The following is a 19,309-nucleotide window of genomic DNA, read 5'->3' on the forward strand; positions in this document are numbered from 1 at the left end:
CCTCACGATCTTCGCCCACCCGTGTTGGGTTGCCGGCCAGCGGCCGGCACTACCGCGCGGAAGCCGGGCCTATGCCCGGCTCGGGCGGCGTTACACCTGCAGCAGCTTGCGCGCGGCGGCGCGCGCTTCCTTGCTCACTTCCACGCCACCCAGCATGCGCGCCAGCTCTTCTTCGCGCGCCTTGCTGTCCAGCTTTTCCACGGCGCTCTGGGTCATGCCTTCCACCGGCGCCTTGCTGACCCGGTAATGGGCATGGCCCTTGGAGGCGACCTGCGGCAGATGGGTCACGCACAGCACCTGGCGCTTCTCGCCCAGTGCGCGCAGCTTCTGGCCGACGATGTCGGCCACCGCGCCGCCGATGCCTGAATCCACTTCGTCGAACACCATCGTCGGCACCGCGTCCAGATCCAGCGCGGCCACTTCAATGGCCAGCGAGATGCGTGACAGTTCACCGCCCGAGGCCACCTTGCGCAGGGCGCGCGGCGGCTGGCCGGCGTTGGCCGCCACCAGAAACTCCACCCGTTCGGCGCCCTGCGGATCCGGCTTGTCGGCGTCCTGCGGCTCCAGTTCGATCAGGAACTGGCCGCCGCCCATGCCCAGTTCGGCGATGATGCTGGTGGTGGTGGCCGACAGTTCGGCGGCGGCGCTGCGGCGGCTGGCGGTCAGCACTTCAGCCTGCACGCGCCAGGCGGCGGCGGCCTTGTCGATCTCGCCGGCCAGGCGCTGCAGGCGCTCGTCGGCGCCGCGCAGTTGCTCCACTTCGGCATGCATGCGCTCGCGTTGCGCGCCCAGCTCGTCCATCGGCACGCGGTGCTTGCGGGCCAGGTCGTGCAGGCGGCCGAGGCGGCGCTCGTTCTCCTCGAACTGTTCCGGGTCGGCATCCAGATCGTCGTGCACGCGGTCAAGCAGCGACAGGGCTTCGTGCAGCTGGATCGAGGCATTCTCGATCAGGCCGTCCACCTCGCCCAGCCGTGGGTCGTGTTCGATCAGGCGCGACAGCTCGTGGCGCACCTGCTGCAACAGGTCCAGCGCGGAGCTGCCGTCGTCACCGTTGAGCTGGTTGCTGGCCGCCTGGCAGGCACTCAGCAGGGCGCTGGCGTGGGCCTGGCGACGGTGGCTGGCGCCGAGTGCCGCGATCGATTCCGGCTCAAGGTCTTCCCGGTCCAGTTCGCGCAGCTGGTGCTCGAGGAAGCCGATCCGGTCACTGACGTCGCCCTGTTGCGACAGCGCCAGCGATTCATCGACCAGTGCCTGCCAGGCCGCGGCGGCGCGCCGTACCTGGCGGCGTTCGTTCTCGTTGCCGGCATAGGCATCCAGCAGCGCCAGCTGCGACGGGCGCGTCAGCAGGGCCTGCTGTTCGTGCTGGCCGTGGATCTCCACCAGCAACGAGGCCAGGTCGCCCAGCTGGGCCAGGGTCACCGGGCGGCCGTTGATCCAGGCCCGGGAACCGCCGTCGGCGCGGATCACGCGGCGCAGCTGGCATTGGTCCTCGTCGTCCAGCTCGTTGTCGGCCAGCCACTGGCGGGCGGCCTGCAGCTGCTCCAGCGCGAATTCGGCGGAAAGCTCGGCGCGGGCGGCGCCATGGCGGACCACGCCGCTGTCGGCGCGCAGGCCGGACAGGAAGCCCAGCGCGTCGACCATCAGCGACTTGCCGGCGCCGGTCTCGCCTGAAACCACGGTCATGCCTGGCCCGAACTCCAGTTCGGTAGCGCGGACGACGGCGAAATCCTTGATCGAAAGATGTCTGAGCATGGGTAAGGGGGTATCAGCAGCCGCGCAACGCTAGCACGCGGGCGCGGGAGGTCCAATGACTTGCCAAGGTGATGCGCCGCCATTATCTAGTGTCCGTGTCTCACAGGTTGATTCCATGCACGGTTCTCCCGACCAGCTTGCCCCGCGTGCGCGCCATCTGCTGCGCACGCTGATCGCGCGTTATATCCAGGACGGTGAGCCGGTGGGCTCGCAGACGCTGGCACGCGTGGCCGGGCTGGAGGTCAGCCCGGCCACCATCCGCAACATCCTCGGCGACCTGGAGGACCTGGGCCTGCTGGCCTCGCCGCATACCTCGGCCGGGCGGGTACCGACCGCGCACGGCTACCGGGTATTCGTCGACAGCCTGCTGCAGATGCAGCCGCCGGGCGAGGGCGAGCTGGCCCGGCTGCGCCAGGAGCTGGCCGGCGGTGGCAGCACCCAGGCCCTGCTCGGCAGCGCTTCGGAACTGTTGTCGGCGATGAGCCACTTCGTCGGCGTGGTCAGCGCCCCGCGGCGGGAGCAGTTCGCCTTCCGCCAGATCGATTTCGTGGCGCTGGACGGACGGCGGGTGCTGGCGATCCTGGTGTTCGCCGACAACGAGGTACAGAACCGGGTCATTGAGACCCGCCAGGAGTTTGCGCCGGGGCAGCTGGAGCAGGTCGCCAACTACCTCAATGCGCATTTCGCCGGCCTGCCGCTGGCCGAGATCCGCACCCGCCTGCTGCTGGAACTGCGCGATGCCCGGTCCGAACTGGAACAGCTGCTGGCGCACAGCATCGAACTGGCCGAACAGGCCCTGCAGCCGCCGGCCGACGACATGCTGGTGGCCGGCCAGACCCGGCTGATGGGGGTGCAGGACCTGTCTGACCTGGAGCGCCTGCGCGAACTGTTCGAGCTGTTCTCCAGCAAGCGCGAGATCCTGCAGCTGCTGGAGCGGACCATCCAGGCGCCGGGCGTGCGCATCTTCATCGGCGAGGAGACCGGGATGATGCCGCTGCAGGGCGTCTCGCTGGTCACCGCCCCGTACACCGCCAACGGCCAGGTGCTGGGCGTGCTGGGCGTGATCGGTCCCAAGCGGATGGCCTACGACCGCGTGATCCCGCTGGTCCAGGCCACGGCCGATGTGCTCGGCGCGGCCTTTTCACCGGCCTCGCGCACGCCGGGAACATCCGACGCTTGAAACGCAGCATCCCGCCCACACTAGGGTGGTTGGAGGCGGAGTTTGACCGCCAGGGACCCAGACATGAACCACGAACAGCCAGATATCGAATCCCAGCAGAGTGCCGCCGATGCGGCCGCCACCGCCGGCGTCAACGACGAAGTCGAGCGCCTGCGCGCCGAAATCGAACAGGTCAAGGCCGATGCCCTGCGTGAGCGCGCCGACCTGGAGAACCAGCGCAAGCGCGTTGCCCGTGACATCGAACAGGCCCGCAAGTTCGCCAACGAGAAGCTGCTGGGCGATCTGCTCCCCGTGTTCGACAGCCTGGACGCCGGCCTGAAGGCCGCCGGCGACGACCCGCACCCGCTGCGCGAAGGCCTGGAGCTTACCTACAAGCAGCTGCTCAAGGTCGCTGCCGACAACGGCCTGGTCCTGCTGGACCCGATCGGCCAGCCGTTCAACCCGGAACACCACCAGGCGATCAGCCAGGCCCCGACCCCGGGCGCCGCCCCGGGCAGCGTGGTGACCGTGTTCCAGAAGGGCTACCTGCTCAACGAGCGCCTGCTGCGGCCGGCGCTGGTGGTGGTGGCCGCCGAGTGATCCCGCGGGGCCGGGCGGCGGACAGCCACCGCCACCCGACCCGACGCTGAACGCGCCGGATGACCGGAAACACAGCGTTCGGAGGATGGCTTGAATGTTCCACGAGCCTCCCCCACATCGTATTCATCCACCGGCCGAACGGCCGGACTGACCCCAACAAGTATCCTCAGGAGTCTCCCCCATGGGCAAGATCATTGGTATCGACCTCGGCACCACCAACTCGTGCGTGGCGATCATGGACGGCGGCAAGGCCCGCGTCATCGAGAATTCGGAAGGCGATCGCACCACCCCGTCGATCGTCGCCTACACCAAGGACGGCGAAGTCCTGGTCGGTGCCTCGGCCAAGCGCCAGGCCGTGACCAACCCGAAGAACACCTTCTACGCGGTGAAGCGCCTGATCGGCCGCAAGTTCACCGATGGCGAGGTGCAGAAGGACATCGCCCACGTCCCGTACAGCATCCTGGCCCATGACAATGGCGACGCCTGGGTGGCCACCAGCGACGGCAAGAAGATGGCGCCGCAGGAAATCTCGGCCAAGGTGCTGGAAAAGATGAAGAAGACCGCCGAGGACTTCCTCGGTGAGAAGGTCACCGAAGCGGTCATCACCGTGCCGGCCTACTTCAACGACAGCCAGCGCCAGGCGACCAAGGACGCCGGCCGCATCGCCGGCCTGGACGTCAAGCGCATCATCAACGAGCCGACCGCGGCCGCGCTGGCCTATGGCCTGGACAAGGGCGACAACAAGGATCGCAAGATCGTGGTGTACGACCTGGGCGGCGGCACCTTCGACGTCTCGGTGATCGAGATCGCCAACGTCGACGGTGAAAAGCAGTTCGAAGTGCTGGCCACCAACGGCGACACCTTCCTGGGCGGCGAAGACTTCGACAACCGCGTCATCGAGTACCTGGTTGAAGAGTTCAACAAGGACCAGGGCATCGACCTGCGCAAGGATCCGCTGGCCCTGCAGCGCCTGAAGGACGCTGCCGAGCGCGCCAAGATCGAGCTGTCCAGCGCCCAGCAGACCGAAGTGAACCTGCCGTACGTCACTGCCGACGCGTCGGGTCCGAAGCACCTGAACATCAAGCTGACCCGCGCCAAGCTGGAAGCGCTGGTGGATGACCTGATCAGGAAGTCGATCGAGCCGTGCCGCGTCGCCCTGAACGATGCCGGCCTGCGTTCGAGCGACATCAGCGAAGTGATCCTGGTCGGCGGCCAGACCCGCATGCCGAAGGTGCAGCAGGCGGTGACCGAGTTCTTCGGCAAGGAACCGCGCAAGGACGTCAACCCCGACGAGGCCGTGGCACTGGGTGCGGCGATCCAGGGCGGCGTGCTGGGTGGCGACGTCAAGGACGTGCTGCTGCTGGACGTGACCCCGCTGTCGCTGGGCATCGAAACCATGGGTGGCGTGTTCACCAAGATCATCGAGAAGAACACCACCATCCCGACCAAGGCCTCGCAGGTGTTCTCCACCGCCGAGGACAACCAGTCGGCCGTGACCGTGCACGTGCTGCAGGGTGAGCGCGAACAGGCCCGCTTCAACAAGTCGCTGGCCAAGTTCGACCTGTCCGGCATCGAGCCGGCCCCGCGCGGTCTGCCGCAGGTGGAAGTGTCCTTCGACATCGACGCCAACGGCATCCTGCATGTGTCGGCCAAGGACAAGAAGACCAACAAGGAACAGAAGGTCGAGATCAAGGCCGGTTCGGGCCTGTCCGAGGAGGAGATCGCGCGCATGGTCGCCGACGCGGAAGCCAACCGCGAAGAAGACAAGAAGTTCCAGGAACTGGTGCAGGCCCGCAACCAGGCCGACGCCCTGATCCACGGCACCCGCAGCGCGATCACCGAGCACGGCAGCAAGGTCGGCGGCGATGTCATCGGCAAGGTCGAGGCAGCGCTGGCTGACCTGGAAACCGCGATGAAGGGCGACGACAAGGCACAGATCGAAGCCAAGTCGAAGGCACTGGAAGAAGCTGGCCAGTCGCTGTTCGCCGCTGCTTCGGCCGACCAGGGCGGTGCCCCGGGTGCCGACGCCGGCAATGCCGGCAAGGCGCAGGACGACGTGGTCGACGCTGAGTTCACCGAAGTCAAGGACGACAAGAAGTCCTGATCCGGACCGACGCGGGACGCTGGCCACCAGCGTCCCGTTGTCGCATCAGGGTCCTGACCGCCCACCGGCGTGTCGGGGCGCCCGACGCAAGAGCGGACCTGGTTCCGCTCTTCCGCTTTGACGAATCCCGACGTTCCGGAACCCGATTCACGATATGAGCAAGCGCGATTACTACGAAGTGCTGGGCGTTGCCCGCACCGCCACCGACGACGAGCTGAAGAAGGCCTACCGTCGCTGCGCGATGAAGTTCCACCCGGACCGCAACCCGGGTGATGCGGCGGCCGAGGCCTCCTTCAAGGAGTGCAAGGAAGCCTACGAAGTACTGTCCGACGGCAACAAGCGCCGCATGTACGACAGCCACGGCCACGCCGCGTTCGAGCACGGCATGGGCGGCGGTGGTCCGGGCGGCCCGGACATGAACGATATCTTCGGCGATATCTTCGGCAACATCTTTGGTGGCGGCGGTGGTCCGCGCCAGGCCCGTCGCGGCGCCGACATCGGCTACGTGATGGAGCTGGACCTGGAAGAAGCCGTGCGCGGCGTCGAGCGCCGCATCGAGATTCCGACCCTGGCCGAGTGCAGCGACTGCGATGGCAGTGGCTCCGAGGACGGCAAGGTCGAGACCTGCAACGTCTGCCACGGCCGTGGCCAGGTGCGCATCCAGCGCGGCATCTTCGCCATGCAGCAGGCCTGCCACAACTGCGGCGGCCGTGGCCAGATCATCGCCAAGCCCTGCAAGACCTGCCACGGCAACGGCCGCGTCGAGGAAGACAAGGTGCTGTCGGTGAAGGTGCCGGCCGGCGTCGATACCGGCGACCGCATCCGCCTGCAGGGCGAGGGCGAAGCCGGTCCGGCCGGTACGCCGCCGGGTGACCTGTACGTGGAAGTGCGCGTGCGCGAGCATGCGATCTTCCAGCGCGATGGCGACGACCTGCACTGCGAAGTGCCGATCCGCATCTCGCAGGCGGCACTGGGTGACACCGTGCGCGTGGCCACGCTCGGCGGCGAGGCGGAGATCCGCATCCCGGCCGAGACCCAGACCGGCAAGCTGTTCCGCCTGCGTGGCAAGGGCGTACGTTCGGTGCGCAGCCGCAGCGAGGGCGACCTGTACTGCCGTGTGGTGGTGGAGACCCCGGTCAACCTCACCAACGAGCAGCGCAAGCTGCTGGAGCAGTTCGAAGCCACCTTCGTCGGTGAGGAAGCGCGCAAGCATTCGCCGAAGTCGGCCACCTTCATCGATGGCGTGAAGGGCTTCTGGGACCGCATGACGTCCTGAGTTCTCAACGCAAGCATTGAACGGTAGCGCCGGGCCATGCCCGGCGCTTTCGTATGCGGTCAGCGGAAAAACGCCGCAGGTGTCTGCCCCAGCTGCCGCTTGAACATGCTGGTGAACGCGCTCGGGCTGTCGTAACCCATCGCCAGCGCGACATCGATGACCTTGTCACCGACCGCCAGCCGTTCCAGTGCGGCCAGCAGCCGCGCCTGTTGTCGCCACTGCCCGAAGGTCATGCCCAGTTCGCTGGCGAAATGGCGCTGGATGGTTTTCACGTCTACCTGCAGCGCCTGCGCCCAATCCTGCAACGTGGCGTCGTCGCCGGGATGCTTCTGGATGTGCTGGCAGATCCGCTGCAGGCGCGGGTCGGTGGGCGAGGGCAGGTGCAGCGGCAGCACGTCCATGCGGTGCAGCTCGTCCAGCAGCAGGCGCACCACGCGGCCGTCGCGGCTGTCGTCCACATGCGCGGTCTCGATCAGGCTGGCGGCCAGCAGCAGCTCGCGCAGCAGCGGCGCCACCTGTACCGCGAACGCTTCGTCCGGCAGCTGCGGCGCGAAGTCCGGCTCCACGTACAGGCTGCGCATGTGTACTTCGGCGATGCAGTCCACCGCATGGGCCGTGCCGGCCGGGACCCAGATCGCGCGGGTTGAAGGCACTACCCAGCGGCCGCCGTCTGCACGCACCACCATCAGTCCGGACATGGCGAACACCAGCTGGTGACGCCGGTGCCGGTGGGGCGCGATGTGGGTCCCGGGCTTGTAATGGCGGGCGCGGCAGGTCACTGGGCGGTGCACCGGAACCTCGTTCCACGGCGCAGTCTCGCGGACCTGGCAGGGGATGTCCTTTTTGCGATATGCCATGACCCGAACGCGGCAGAAGGGAGGGGGAGGTCACCGTAGCATGCGTGGCTCGCCCCCAACCTGACTGTATCCATGTCGACCCTGGCTTCTCCCGCAACCACCTCACGCCCGGTGGCCCCCGGCGTGCTGGCCGCCATCTCCACCTCGCATGTCGTCAACGACATGATGCAGTCGCTGATCCTGGCCATCTATCCAGTGATCAAGGGCGGCTTCAACCTCAGCTTCACCCAGATCGGCCTGATCACGCTGACCTACCAGCTCACCGCCTCGATCTTCCAGCCGTTGATCGGCATGGCTACCGACCGCCGCCCGGCGCCGTACTCGCTGCCGATCGGCATGGCCTCGACCCTGTGCGGCATGCTGCTGCTGGGCTTCGCACCGAACTACGCGGTGGTGCTGATGGCGGCGGCGATGGTCGGCATTGGTTCGGCCATCTTCCATCCGGAAGCCTCGCGCATCGCGCGGCTGGCCTCGGGCGGTCGCCACGGTTTCGCGCAGTCGGTGTTCCAGGTCGGTGGCAACTTCGGTACCGCGCTGGGCCCGCTGATTGCAGCGGCGGTGATCGTGCCTTATGGCCAGCATGCCGCATCGTGGTTTGCCGGCGCCGCCCTGATCGGCATCGCGCTGCTGACCTATGTCGGCCGCTGGTACGCGCTGCACCTGGGCATCCCGCGCCCGGCCAGCACCGCCTCGACGGCGCCGCGCCATCCGCCGCGCACCGTGGCCAAGGTGCTGGCGATCCTGCTGGTGCTGATCTTCAGCAAGTACTTCTACATGGCCAGCATCGGCAGCTACTTCACCTTTTACCTGATCCACCATTTCGGCATTCCCGTGGCACAGGCGCAGCTGCACCTGTTCGCATTCCTGGTGGCGTCCGCGGCCGGCGGCTTCCTCGGCGGCCCGCTGGGTGACCGCATCGGCCGCAAGCCGATCATCTGGACCTCGATCCTTGGCGTGGCCCCGTTCGCACTGATGCTGCCGCATGCCGATCTGTTCTGGACCACGGTGCTGGCGGTGCTGATCGGTTTCGTGCTGTCCTCGGCGTTCTCGGCCATCGTGGTCTATGCGCAGGAAATGATGCCGCACCGGATCGGCATGGTGTCCGGCCTGTTCTTCGGTTTCGCGTTCGGTATGGGCGGGCTGGGTGCCGCCGTGCTGGGCCTGCTGGCGGACAAGACCAGCATCGAGTACGTCTATCAGCTGACTGCGTTCCTGCCGCTGCTGGGCATCGTGGCGGCGTGGCTGCCGCCGTCGCGGCCTGCTGCTCACTGAGGGGTTTTGGTTTGCAGGGCTTGCAGCCCTGCACCTGCCGAGGCAACGTCAACGTCAACAGCAGAAGCTGGCTATCCGTGGGTTGGCGGGGTGGGTCCGGTTGAGGGGGACGCTGCAAGTCCCCCTCCGGGGCCCGGCCCAGCCGCTGGCGGCTGTGCGTTCGGGCGCTTGCGAAGCGGTGCTTCGCAAGCAAAGCGCCCTCACCCATGCAAGCTCAGTTGCCGCTTGCTCGTGTGCGCTGTCCTGCGCACACGGCAAGACCGGGGTTGGGCGTCCTGCCCAACCCGCCCGAGGCATACCTCGGGCCCATGCGGCTCACGCCCCCGCCACCGGACCCACCCCGCCTTCGACGGTTTTCCGCGATCTGTTGGAACAGCGTCCGGCACTGGTAGGTGTCGACCTTGGTCGACACGGTAGATCCATGCCATGCGTGGATGAATTCATTCGATATCTGACAGATGTGTCGACCAAGGTCGACACCCACCAACAGCCGCAGTTACCAACAGCCGCGTGAACCTGTCGAAGGCGGGGCGGTGTCGGAGTGCGGGGTGTCAGCCGCATGGATGCGGCTGCCAAGCCTACACGGACGTACTTGCGGCGTCCCCGCACTCCGACACCGCCCCGCCACCCCACGGATAGCTCGCTTTTGCCGTTGCCGTTGCCGTTGCTTGCAGCTTCGGCAGGTGCAGGGCTGCAAGCCCTGCCGAAAACCCCCTTGGGCGTAGAATGCGGCCATGAGCGAATCCCTTGATAACCACCTGGTCCACGGCCGCCGCCAGCGGCCCGACGGTCCGTCGCCGATCGATGTCATCTCGGTCCAGTCGCAACTCGTCTACGGTCATGCCGGCAACAGCGCGGCAATCCCGCCGATGCGCGCGCTGGGCGTGCGTGTGGCAAGCATTCCGACGGTGCTGCTCAGCAACGCGCCGTTCTACGACACCACGCGTGGCCGCGTGCTGCCGGCCGACTGGTTCGCCGACCTGCTGCTCGGCAGCCACGAGCGCGGCCTGCCGCAACGCGCGAAGATGCTGGTGTCCGGCTACTTCGGCAGCACCGCCAACGGTGCCGCCTTCGCCGACTGGCTGGACGCGATCCTGCCGGGCTGCCCGCAACTGCGTTATTGCCTGGACCCGGTGATCGGAGACACCCACACCGGCCCGTACGTGGAACCGGGCCTGGAAGCGATCTTCGCCGAGCGCCTGCTGCCCCATGCCTGGCTGGTGACCCCGAACGCCTTTGAACTCAATCGCCTGACCGGCATGCCAGCGCTGGCCGAGGCCGATGCCATCGCCGCCGCGCGCACGCTGCTGGATCGCGGCCCGCATTGGGTGATCGCGCACAGCGTGGGCGGCACCCCGGGTGAACTGGTAACCCTGGCCGTTGGCCGCGAGGAAACCTGGCGCTGGACCTCGCCGTTGCTGCCAGTGGACGTGGCAGGCACCGGTGATGTGCTGATGTCGCTGGTGGTGTCGTTCCTGCTGCGCGGCGAATCGATGCAGCAAGCGATCTCGCGCGCGATTGCCGGCACCCATGCGGCGCTGGAGGCGACCCTCGACAACGGCTTCGAAGAGTTCGACGTGATTGCTGCAGCGCCGGCGGCGCTGGCCGAAGGAACGCGCTTCCGCGCCGAACGCGTGGCATGAGCGGCCTGGACCCACGCACGCCGCGCACGGTCGGCATCATCGGCAGTGCCGGCGCCTACGGGCGCTGGCTGACCCGCTTCTTCCAGCAGCACATGCAGCTGCAGGTGATCGGCCACGATCCGGCCGATCCGGACTCGCATACGCCGGAACAGCTGCTGGCGCAGGCTGACGTGCTGGTGTTCTCGGCACCGATCCGGCATACGCCGGCGCTGATTGCCGCGTACGTGCAGCAGTCGGCCGGCCGCGAGCAGGACCGGCTGTGGCTGGACGTGACCTCGGTAAAAGAAGCGCCGGTGCAGGCGATGTTGGGCTCTCAAGCCGAAGTGGTCGGCCTGCACCCGATGACCGCGCCGCCCAAGGCGCCGACCCTGAAGGGCCGGGTGATGGTGGTCTGCGAAGCGCGGCTGCGGCACTGGCAACCGTGGGTTGATACGCTGTGCACGGCGTTGCAGGCTGAGTGCGTGCGCGCCACGCCGCAGCATCACGACCAGATGATGGCGCTGGTGCAGGCGATGGTGCATGCCACCCACCTGGCCCAGGCCGGCGTGCTGCGCCAGTACCAGCCGCAGCTGGGCGACCTGGCCGCGATGATGCCGTACCGGTCGGCATCGTTCGAACTGGATACGGCGATCATCTCGCGCATCCTGTCGCTGAACCCCGCGATCTACGAGGACATCCAGTTCGGCAACCCGTACGTGGCGCCGATGCTGGAGCGCTTGGTCGGCCAGCTGCAGGCCCTGCAGGCCCAGGTCGGGCAGGGCGACGACACTGCACGCAGTGCATTCCGTGAGCAGCTGTTGTTGGCCAATCGCACTGCCTTCGGCGAGCAGGAACTGGCTGACGGCAACTACACGTTCGAACGCGTGGGTTACCTGTTGGCGGACCTGACCGAGCGCAACGCGCTGTCGGTGCATTTGCCGGAGGACCGGCCGGGCTCGCTGCGTGAACTGTTGAACGTGTTCGAGCAGCACCGCATCAGCCTGGCCTCGATCCATTCCTCACGCACGCCCGGGGGCGAGGTGCATTTCCGTATCGGATTCGTGGCCGGCAGTGATCCGACGGCGATCCGTCGGGCAGCGGCCGAGGTGGACGCCAGCGGCATCGGACGGGTGCTGGGTTGAACACATTCATCCACAGGTGGTGTGGATGAATTCTGAGCAAACATGTGGATAACCGCGCGCAGCCTTTGGCAGCCAAGGCTGTCAAGATGGTTGGTCAAAAATTGACCATGCTTTTTTGTAGCATCGAGCCATGCTCGACCGCCTTTGGCAAAAAGCATGTCGACCAAGGTCGACGCCCACCAGAGCGGGGCGGAATGAAATCCGGTAGCGCCGGGCCATGCCCGGCGAGCCTCAGATCGTCAGCCTCAGCTCACCGCCGCTTGTCGTGAATTCGCGGCCATTGCGCACCAGCTGGCGCCCGTCATCCAGCTCATAGCGTGGCGTAGCTTCGGAGTGGTGCCCGCTGCCACTCGCTTCGGGCTTGAACTCGATGATGATGTGGCTTTCGCCGTTGCTGTCGACGGCGGGGAACTGACGGAACGACATCGTGCACCTCCTTCAGCGGATGCTGCTGTTGCGCGGCCAGCTTGGCCGCGCCGATGTTAGCCGGACGTCATCAATCGATGAACTGCAGGCGTGCCAGTTCAGCGTACAGCCCGTCTTCGGCCAGCAGCTGTGCATGCGTGCCCTCGGCGACGATGCGGCCCTGGTCCATCACCACGATGCGGTCGGCCTTGAGCACGGTGGCCAGGCGGTGGGCGATGACCAGCGTGGTGCGACCCGCCATCAACCGTTCCAATGCCTGCTGCACGCTGTGTTCGCTCTGTGCATCCAGCGCGCTGGTGGCTTCATCCAGCAGCAGGATCGGCGCATCCTTCAGCAGCGCGCGGGCAATCGCCACACGCTGCTGCTGGCCACCGGAAAGGCGGGCACCGCGCTCACCCAGCTCGCTGTCATAGCCCTGCGGCAACGCGCGCAGGAAAGCATCGGCCTCGGCGGCACGCGCGGCATCCTCGACTTCCGCGTCGCTGGCCTGCAGGCGGCCATAGCGGATGTTGTCTCGTGCACTGGCCGCGAACAGCGTCGGCTGCTGCGGCACCAGCGCCAGCTGCGCGCGCAGCTCGGCCGGGTCGACCTGGCGCACGTCGATGCCGTCCACGTCGATGCGGCCGCTGGCTGGGTCATGGAAGCGCAGCAGCATCGAAAGCACCGTGCTCTTGCCCGCCCCTGACGGACCCACCAGCGCTACGGTCTCGCCGGGGCGCACATGCAGGTTGAAGTGGTCCAGTGCGGCCTGGTCTGGTCGCTGCGGGTAGTGGAACACCACGTCGTCGAATCGTATCTCGCCACGCAGCGGTTGCGGCAGCGCGTGCGGCTGGGCCGGCGCGCGGATCTCGATGTCTTCCTGCAGCAGCTCGCCGATGCGGCCCATGCCGCCGGCGGCACGCTGCAGCTCGTTCCACACTTCGGCCAAGGCGCCCACCGAGCCGCCGCCGATCAGCGCGTACAACACGAACTGGCCCAGCGTGCCGGCACTGAGGCGTCCGTCGATGACATCGTGCGCGCCCAGCCACAACACGCCGACGATGGCGCCGAACACGAGCAGGATGGCGCTGGCGGTGACCAGCGACTGCGCGCCGATGCGGCGCCGAGCGGCACCGATGGCATCACCGAGTGCCTTGTCAAAGCGCCCGCGTTCATAGGGTTCGCGCGCATGTGCCTGTACCGTGCGCACCGCTCCCAGTGTCTCACTGGCCAGGCTGTTGGCGTCGGCGATGCGGTCCTGGCTGTTGCGTGCGACGGTGCGCAGCTTGCGTGCGCCGATGATGATCGGCAGCACCGCCAGTGGGATGCCAAGCAGCGACCACGCCGCCAGCCGGGGACTGGTCACAAACAGCATCGCCAGGCTGCCGATGACCGTGACCGTGCTGCGCAGAGCTACCGACATGGTCGAGCCGACCACGCTGCGCAGCAGTTCGGTGTCCGCAGTCAGGCGCGAGACCAGCTCTCCGCTGCGGCTGCGGTCGTGGAAGCCGGCGCCCAGCTGGATCAGGTGGGCATACAGCTGGCTGCGCAGGTCGGCCACGACTTTCTCGCCAAGCAGCGACACGAAGTAGAAGCGCGCGGCCGTGCCCAACGCCATCACTACCGCCACCAGCATCAGCAGGGCGAACGCACGGTTGATCTGGCCGCCGCTGCTGAAACCATGATCGATCATCTGCTTCACCGCCGGAGGCAGGCTCAGCGTGGCGGCCGAAGACACCGCCAGGGCCAGCAGCCAGGCGGTGAACAGCCCGCTATGGCGGCGCACGAATGGCCACAGCGTGCGCAGGCTGCCGAGGCGCCGCAGCGGCGGGGTCGAAGCGGGGGCGTCGTCCTTGTCAGTCATCCTGGTCGTCGTCTTCTATGCGGATACGGTCACGGGTGGCGTCGCGCAGGCGGATTTTCAATGCGTCGACCTGATCGGCAGGCAGTTCGATCCGCAGGCACACACCGTTGGCATCGAACTGTTCATCGCGCTTTTCCGCGCTGAAGGCGGGCAGGGTGGCGTGCAGGGTGCCGAGGTCCTCAAAGCCAGCCAGCAGCTGCAACCGGGCCAGCGCCACCAGCGGCAGGCGCGGGGCGGTGCGCAGGCACTCGGCGGCGGCGCCACCGTAGGCGCGTACCAGGCCACCGGCGCCGAGTTTGATGCCGCCGAACCAGCGCGTCACCACCACCATCACCCGGTCGAAGCCCTGCCCGTCGATCGCCGCCAGGATCGGACGTCCAGCCGTGCCGGCCGGCTCGCCATCGTCGCTGGAACGATAGTCCTGGCCGTGCCGGTAGGCCCAGCAGTTGTGGGTGGCATCGGTCACCGCGACCTGCTGCAGGAACGCCATGGCCGCTGCGGCGCCGTCGATGGGCGCGGCCTGGGTGATGAAACGGCTGTGTTTGACTTCCAGCGTGTGGCTGACCGGCTGGGCGAGGGTATCGAGCATTCCCGTCATTCTACGGGGTTGCCGGGTGTTCCCGTCCGCTTCAATCGTCCAGCAGCGGCCGCAGGTCGCGCGGCAGGCGCGCTTCCGGGTACTGCTGCATGTAGCGCTCCAGGCTGGCACGGGCCAGATCGCGCTGGCCGTCGTCGCGTCGTGTGCGGATTTTCTGCAGCCACTGCCGGCGCGGCAGTCGTGCGTCGGCGTCCACTTCGGCCTGCACGGCATCCGCGCTCAGGCGCGCATCGCTGCCGCGGCGCATGATGCCCGGTGCGGAACGGCTGGGAGCCTCACGCTTCATCGAGGTGATCTCCGCCCGATCCAGCGCCTGCGCCCGCTCGACCTCGGCTGCATTGGCGGCCGGTGCGCTGGCCGCGCGTGCTTTCAGTGCCCCGGACGCTGCCGGCGCGAGGGCCGGTGCCGGTGTGGGTGCCGGGTAGGCGGCGGGTGCCGGTGGCGCAGGTGGCGCAGGCTGCGCCGCTGCCGGTGCGGGCGGGAGGGCCGCAAAGGAGACATCGGCGGCCGCATCCGCAGCCATCGATCGTGCTGCCTGGGCCGACGCTTCATCGGGTTCGGCCGGAACGGGCTTGGACGCCCGCGCGATGGCCGGTGCCGGGGCGGCGGCAACGGGGGCCGCCTCGGGTGCTGCGGGCGCAGTAGCAGGATCCGCTGCCACCACCGCGCTGTCGGCTGCGCGGTTGCCAGCGGCCTGATCGGCAGCCGCGCTGTCTTCTGCCGCAGCCGGTGCCGCAGCCACGGCCGCCTCACCGGCCGGAATCGGCGGCGGTTCCGGACGCAGCTGCCAGGCGATGCCGATGGCGAACACCATCGAGGCGGCGATGCCGAACACGGCCGGCCAACGCGGGCGTGTGCGCTGCGTGCGCGGTGCCTCCGGAGAGGCCACTGCATCGGCAGGCGGAGCATCCACGGCGGCACGGGCCGCGGCCAGAATGGCGGTGTCCAGTGCAGCCGGCGGTACCTGTTCGGCGCGACGGCCGAGCAGCCGGGACAGCTCGCGTTCTTCCGGCGTCAGTGGTTCGTCTCGGTTCATGCGTTCAATCCCGCACGCAGCTTGTCCATCGCATAGCGCAGCCGCGATTTCACGGTTTCCCGGCCTACGCCGGTGATCTGGCCGATCTCCTCCAGGCTCAGTTCCTGATCCAGCCGCAGCTGCAGCACTTCGCGCTGCTCCGGCGGCAGTTGTTCCATCGCCAGCTGGATGCGGCGACGTTGCTCGAATTCGGATAGCTCGCCTTCCGGGGTCTGCCCATCCTCGATCGCGGCCAGGCGCAGATCGGCGTCGGCCGGCGCGGCGGGGCGATGACGGGCGGCACGCCAATGGTCATTCAGGCGGTTGTGGGCGATGCGGAACAGCCAGGTGCTGAACGCGGCCTCGGGCTGCCAGCCGGCGCGGGCGCTGATCACCCGCTGCCAGACGTCCTGGAAGATCTCCTCGGCCAGCGCGTTGTCGCGCAGTTGCCGAAGCAGGAAGCCGAACAGGCGCTTGCGGTGGCGCGCATACAGGCTTTCGAAGGCGCGCAGGTCGCCACCGGCCCAGGCCAGCATCAAGGCTTCATCGGTTGGCAGTGCGCTGGCTTCCACGGCGTACAGGGTAAGGCCTGCGGGCGATGGCGCATAGCCGGTGGCGGGGGCGGGCAGGGCGAGGGTCATGGCTCGGATGGGGCTACGGACAGCAGGAAAAACGTACGGGTGCACGATTCGGGGTTTACGGGCTTCCATTGCCCCCCGGGTGGCGCGCTATGCTCGGCGGCTCAGGGGAGGCGACGCACAGACGGCGCCAAGAGATTGTCATTTGTCCACGCATGCTGAACCGGCGGAAGAGTCACCACACGAGGCCGTGCTGAGCACGGCGCTGGTGCGCGCGTTGCATGCGCTTTTGCCGGAAACGGCCGTGGTTCGCGTTGGCTGGGACGACCCGCAGCTCGGTCGTGGCCAGGGCGGCTGGCCGTCGCCAGCAGTTGCCGGCCCGGTGGCCGCGGAGCCGGGAATCGGCGAGGGTCAGCATGGCTGGGAATACGACGGTGCGCGGTTGCTGTTGTCGGTAGCCGGGGCGGCGCCTTCGCCTGCATGGTGGGGGGTTGCCCGGCAGGCGATGGAGCTGGCGCTGCAGCGCGGCCGCCAAGCCGGCCAGATCAAGGCACTGGAAGAGGCCGAGCGGCTGCAGCAGGCCCTGTTCCAGATTGCCGATCTGGCCGGTGCCGACCTGGAAATGCCCGAGATGCTGCGCCACGTGCATGGCGTGCTCGGCACGCTGATGTATGCCGAGAACTGCTACATCGTGGAATACGACGATGTGCGCGACCAGATCCGGTTCCTGTACTTTGCCGATCAGGTCGATGACTTCGTCGCCGATCCCACGCAGAGCCATGACGCCAGCGAGATGCCGCGCAGCCTGACCGTGGCGCTGCTGCGCCATGGCAAGCCGCTCAGTGGCCCTTCGCGCAAACTGCTGGCGCAGGTGATGGAACAGGAGCATGACCCGCAGCGCGGTCCCGAAAGCCTGGACTGGCTGGGCGTGCCGATGCTGCGCGACGGCCGCGTCTGCGGGGCCATCGTGGTTCAGAGCTATGAACAGGCCGCCCGCTACGGCGAGGCCGAGCGCGCACTGCTGGGCTTCGTCGCCCAGCACGTGCAGACCGCGATGGATCGGCGCCAGGCGCAGGTCCGGTTGGAACAGCAGGTGGCGCGGCGCACCCAGGAACTGCAGCGGGCCAACCACAGCCTGCAGGACGAGGTAGCCGAGCGTCGTCGTGCCGAACAGCTGCAGACCGCCCTGTACAACATCGCCGAAATGGCGATGTCGGCCGACAGCCTGGCTCAGTTCTACGGGCAGGTGCACGGCGTGGTCGGGCGCCTGCTCGACGCGCGCAATTTCTACATCGCCCTGGTCAACCCGGCCGGCAACGGCCTGGATTTCGTGTATTCGGTGGACGAGCACAATGCCAGCCGCGCGCCACGGCCCTTCAGCCGGGGCCTGACCGAATACGTGGTGCGCAACCGGCGCCCGCTGCTGGCCTCGCGCGCGCAGATCGATGCGCTGCTGGCCAGTGGCGAGGTGCGTGAATCCGGTGCACGTTCGCACTGCTGGCTGGGCGTGCCGCTGCTGCGCGACGACGAAGTGGTCGGCGCGATCGTGGTGCAGAGCTACAGCGAAAACAGCACGTTCAGCGTTCACGACCAGCGCCTGCTGACCTTCGTCGCCCAGAACATCGGTACCGGCCTGGCCCGTCAACGCGACCAGCAGCGGCTGCGTTCGGCGCATGCCGAACTGGAAAAGCGCGTGGAAGAACGTACCCGCGAGCTGGCCGAGGTCAACGAAAAGCTGCTCGGGCAGATCGGCGAGCGGCTGCGGGCCGAGCAGCGGCTCACCCATCAGGCCATGCACGATGCGCTGACCGGCCTGCCCAATCGCCTGCACCTGCTGGATCGACTGCAGGATGCGCTGGTGCTGGCCAGGCGTGAGGGTGGCCCGGTGTTCGCCGTACTGTTCCTCGATCTGGATCGCTTCAAGCTGGTCAACGACAGCATCGGGCATGCCGCCGGCGACCGCATGCTGGAGGAAGTGGCCAAGCGCATCGTATCGATGGCCGGCGCCGACGACGTGGTGGCACGGCTGGGCGGTGATGAATTCGCGGTGCTGCTGCAATGCCCGCAAGGTCTGGCCCAGGCACTGGATTTCGGCCAGCGGCTGCTGCTGGCGTTGCAGGAATCGATGTGGATCGCCGGGCGCGAACTGTTTCCGTCCGGCAGCCTGGGCATTGCCCTGTGGAATCCGCGCTACCGCACCGGAGAAGAGCTGCTGCGCGATGCGGATGCGGCCATGTACCGGGCCAAGGCGCAGGGCCATGACCGCTGTGCGATTTTCGACGAGGACATGCGCGAAGAAGCCATGCGCAGCCTGGACCTGGAAGCCGACCTGCGCCGTGCGATCAACAACCGCGATTTCGTACCGTTCTACCAGCCGATCGTGCGCTTGTCCGACGGTGAAGTGGTCGGCCACGAGGCGCTGCTGCGCTGGCAGCATGAGCGCCGTGGCCTGCTGCTGCCCGGCGCGTTCCTGGAGCTGGGCGAGGAAAGCGGCCTGATCGAGCAGGTCGACTGGCTGATCTACGAACAGGTGATCATTGGCCTCGCCGAAGGCGGGCACAGCTATGTATCGGTGAACGTATCACCGCGGCATTTCCGCTCTGCGGAGTTCAGCGGGCGCCTGTTCGGCCTGCTGGATGCATACGGCGCCGATCCGCAGCGGCTGCGGCTGGAAATAACCGAGGTGGCGCTGCTGGATGATGCCCCGCACACCCTGCGCATCCTGCAGGGGCTGCGCGAGCGCGGCATCCAGGTGCAGCTGGACGATTTCGGTACGGGCTTCTCCGCGCTGTCCTACCTGCACCGTTTCCCGATCAGCACGTTGAAGATCGACCAGAGTTTCATCGCTGGCCTGCATGGGCCGGAAGTGCAGAGCACGCGCGCGCTGGTCGAGGGCGTGCTGTCGCTGGCGCGCACGCTGGGCATCGAAACCATCGGCGAAGGAATCGAGACCGAGGCGCAGCGGCAGACCCTGCGCGAACTGGGTTGCGACTACGGCCAGGGCTACCTGTTGGGGCGGCCCGCCCCGTGGTCGCACGCGGCGGCCTGAGCCCACCGCGTGCGGC

15 protein-coding genes are annotated in these 19,309 nt (G+C 67.7%); 8 read left to right on the plus strand and 7 right to left on the minus strand.

Going from position 1 to position 19,309, the window contains the following annotated elements:
- Nucleotides 1-90: 90 nt before the first annotated feature.
- A complete protein-coding gene (recN, locus tag AC5P6A_RS07175; protein WP_495222268.1) occupies nt 91-1,752 on the minus strand; it encodes a DNA repair protein RecN in 1,662 nt (553 codons plus the stop codon).
- A 115-nt stretch (nt 1,753-1,867) separates the two neighbouring features.
- Here recN and hrcA point away from each other — a divergent pair, with 115 nt between their 5' ends.
- The 4 genes from hrcA to dnaJ all read left to right on the plus strand — a co-directional run bounded on the left by hrcA (nt 1,868) and on the right by dnaJ (nt 6,891).
- Complete coding sequence (gene hrcA, locus AC5P6A_RS07180) at nt 1,868-2,932, plus strand: heat-inducible transcriptional repressor HrcA (protein WP_019661243.1); 1,065 nt, start codon at nt 1,868-1,870, stop codon at nt 2,930-2,932.
- Nucleotides 2,933-2,995: 63 nt separating this feature from the next.
- On the plus strand, nt 2,996-3,511 hold the full coding sequence (grpE, locus tag AC5P6A_RS07185) for a nucleotide exchange factor GrpE (protein ID WP_019661244.1): 516 nt from the start codon (nt 2,996-2,998) through the stop codon (nt 3,509-3,511).
- 181 nt (nt 3,512-3,692) lie between these two features.
- Entirely contained in the window at nt 3,693-5,615 is a 1,923-nt protein-coding gene (gene dnaK / locus AC5P6A_RS07190; protein ID WP_021202053.1) for a molecular chaperone DnaK, read from the plus strand.
- A gap of 154 nt (nt 5,616-5,769) precedes the next feature.
- Entirely contained in the window at nt 5,770-6,891 is a 1,122-nt protein-coding gene (gene dnaJ, locus AC5P6A_RS07195) for a molecular chaperone DnaJ (protein ID WP_111104896.1), read from the plus strand.
- Between the two features lie 59 nt (nt 6,892-6,950).
- Here dnaJ and AC5P6A_RS07200 read toward each other — a convergent pair whose 3' ends face one another.
- A complete protein-coding gene (locus tag AC5P6A_RS07200; protein WP_069137857.1) occupies nt 6,951-7,748 on the minus strand; it encodes an AraC family transcriptional regulator in 798 nt (265 codons plus the stop codon).
- A 72-nt stretch (nt 7,749-7,820) separates the two neighbouring features.
- On the opposite strand from AC5P6A_RS07200, the gene AC5P6A_RS07205 reads away from it, so the two are divergent.
- The 3 genes from AC5P6A_RS07205 (at nt 7,821) to AC5P6A_RS07215 (ending at nt 11,784) form a co-directional block, all read left to right on the plus strand.
- A complete protein-coding gene (locus AC5P6A_RS07205) occupies nt 7,821-9,020 on the plus strand; it encodes an MFS transporter (protein WP_058981748.1) in 1,200 nt (399 codons plus the stop codon).
- A gap of 734 nt (nt 9,021-9,754) precedes the next feature.
- Nucleotides 9,755-10,663 carry a pyridoxal kinase gene (gene pdxY, locus AC5P6A_RS07210; RefSeq protein WP_019661249.1) on the plus strand — a complete coding sequence of 303 codons (909 nt, stop codon included), beginning with the start codon at nt 9,755-9,757 and terminating at the stop codon, nt 10,661-10,663.
- On the plus strand, nt 10,660-11,784 hold the full coding sequence (locus tag AC5P6A_RS07215; protein WP_346475023.1) for a prephenate dehydrogenase: 1,125 nt from the start codon (nt 10,660-10,662) through the stop codon (nt 11,782-11,784). The genes pdxY and AC5P6A_RS07215 overlap by 4 nt, the downstream gene beginning before the upstream one ends.
- A 231-nt stretch (nt 11,785-12,015) precedes the next feature.
- Here the strand turns inward: AC5P6A_RS07215 and AC5P6A_RS07220 are convergent, their stop codons facing one another.
- The 5 genes from AC5P6A_RS07220 to AC5P6A_RS07240 form a co-directional block, all read right to left on the minus strand.
- Nucleotides 12,016-12,210: a hypothetical protein gene (locus AC5P6A_RS07220; protein WP_019661251.1), complete on the minus strand. Its 195-nt coding sequence runs from the start codon at nt 12,208-12,210 to the stop codon at nt 12,016-12,018.
- A gap of 70 nt (nt 12,211-12,280) precedes the next feature.
- Complete coding sequence (locus AC5P6A_RS07225) at nt 12,281-14,053, minus strand: ABC transporter transmembrane domain-containing protein (protein ID WP_019661252.1); 1,773 nt, start codon at nt 14,051-14,053, stop codon at nt 12,281-12,283.
- Nucleotides 14,046-14,642: a YigZ family protein gene (locus tag AC5P6A_RS07230; protein WP_134730516.1), complete on the minus strand. Its 597-nt coding sequence runs from the start codon at nt 14,640-14,642 to the stop codon at nt 14,046-14,048. The genes AC5P6A_RS07225 and AC5P6A_RS07230 overlap by 8 nt, the downstream gene beginning before the upstream one ends.
- Nucleotides 14,643-14,682: 40 nt before the next feature.
- Nucleotides 14,683-15,687: a hypothetical protein gene (locus tag AC5P6A_RS07235; protein ID WP_346714724.1), complete on the minus strand. Its 1,005-nt coding sequence runs from the start codon at nt 15,685-15,687 to the stop codon at nt 14,683-14,685.
- Nucleotides 15,684-16,202: an RNA polymerase sigma factor gene (locus AC5P6A_RS07240; protein ID WP_229301621.1), complete on the minus strand. Its 519-nt coding sequence runs from the start codon at nt 16,200-16,202 to the stop codon at nt 15,684-15,686. Before AC5P6A_RS07240 ends, AC5P6A_RS07235 begins: the two co-directional genes overlap by 4 nt.
- Nucleotides 16,203-16,449: 247 nt before the next feature.
- On the opposite strand from AC5P6A_RS07240, the gene AC5P6A_RS07245 reads away from it, so the two are divergent.
- A complete protein-coding gene (locus tag AC5P6A_RS07245) occupies nt 16,450-19,293 on the plus strand; it encodes a bifunctional diguanylate cyclase/phosphodiesterase (RefSeq protein ID WP_188249812.1) in 2,844 nt (947 codons plus the stop codon).
- The last annotated feature ends 16 nt before the right edge of the window (nt 19,294-19,309 follow it).

It is taken from the genome of Stenotrophomonas sp. YJH_SMC_20, from assembly GCF_059367845.1.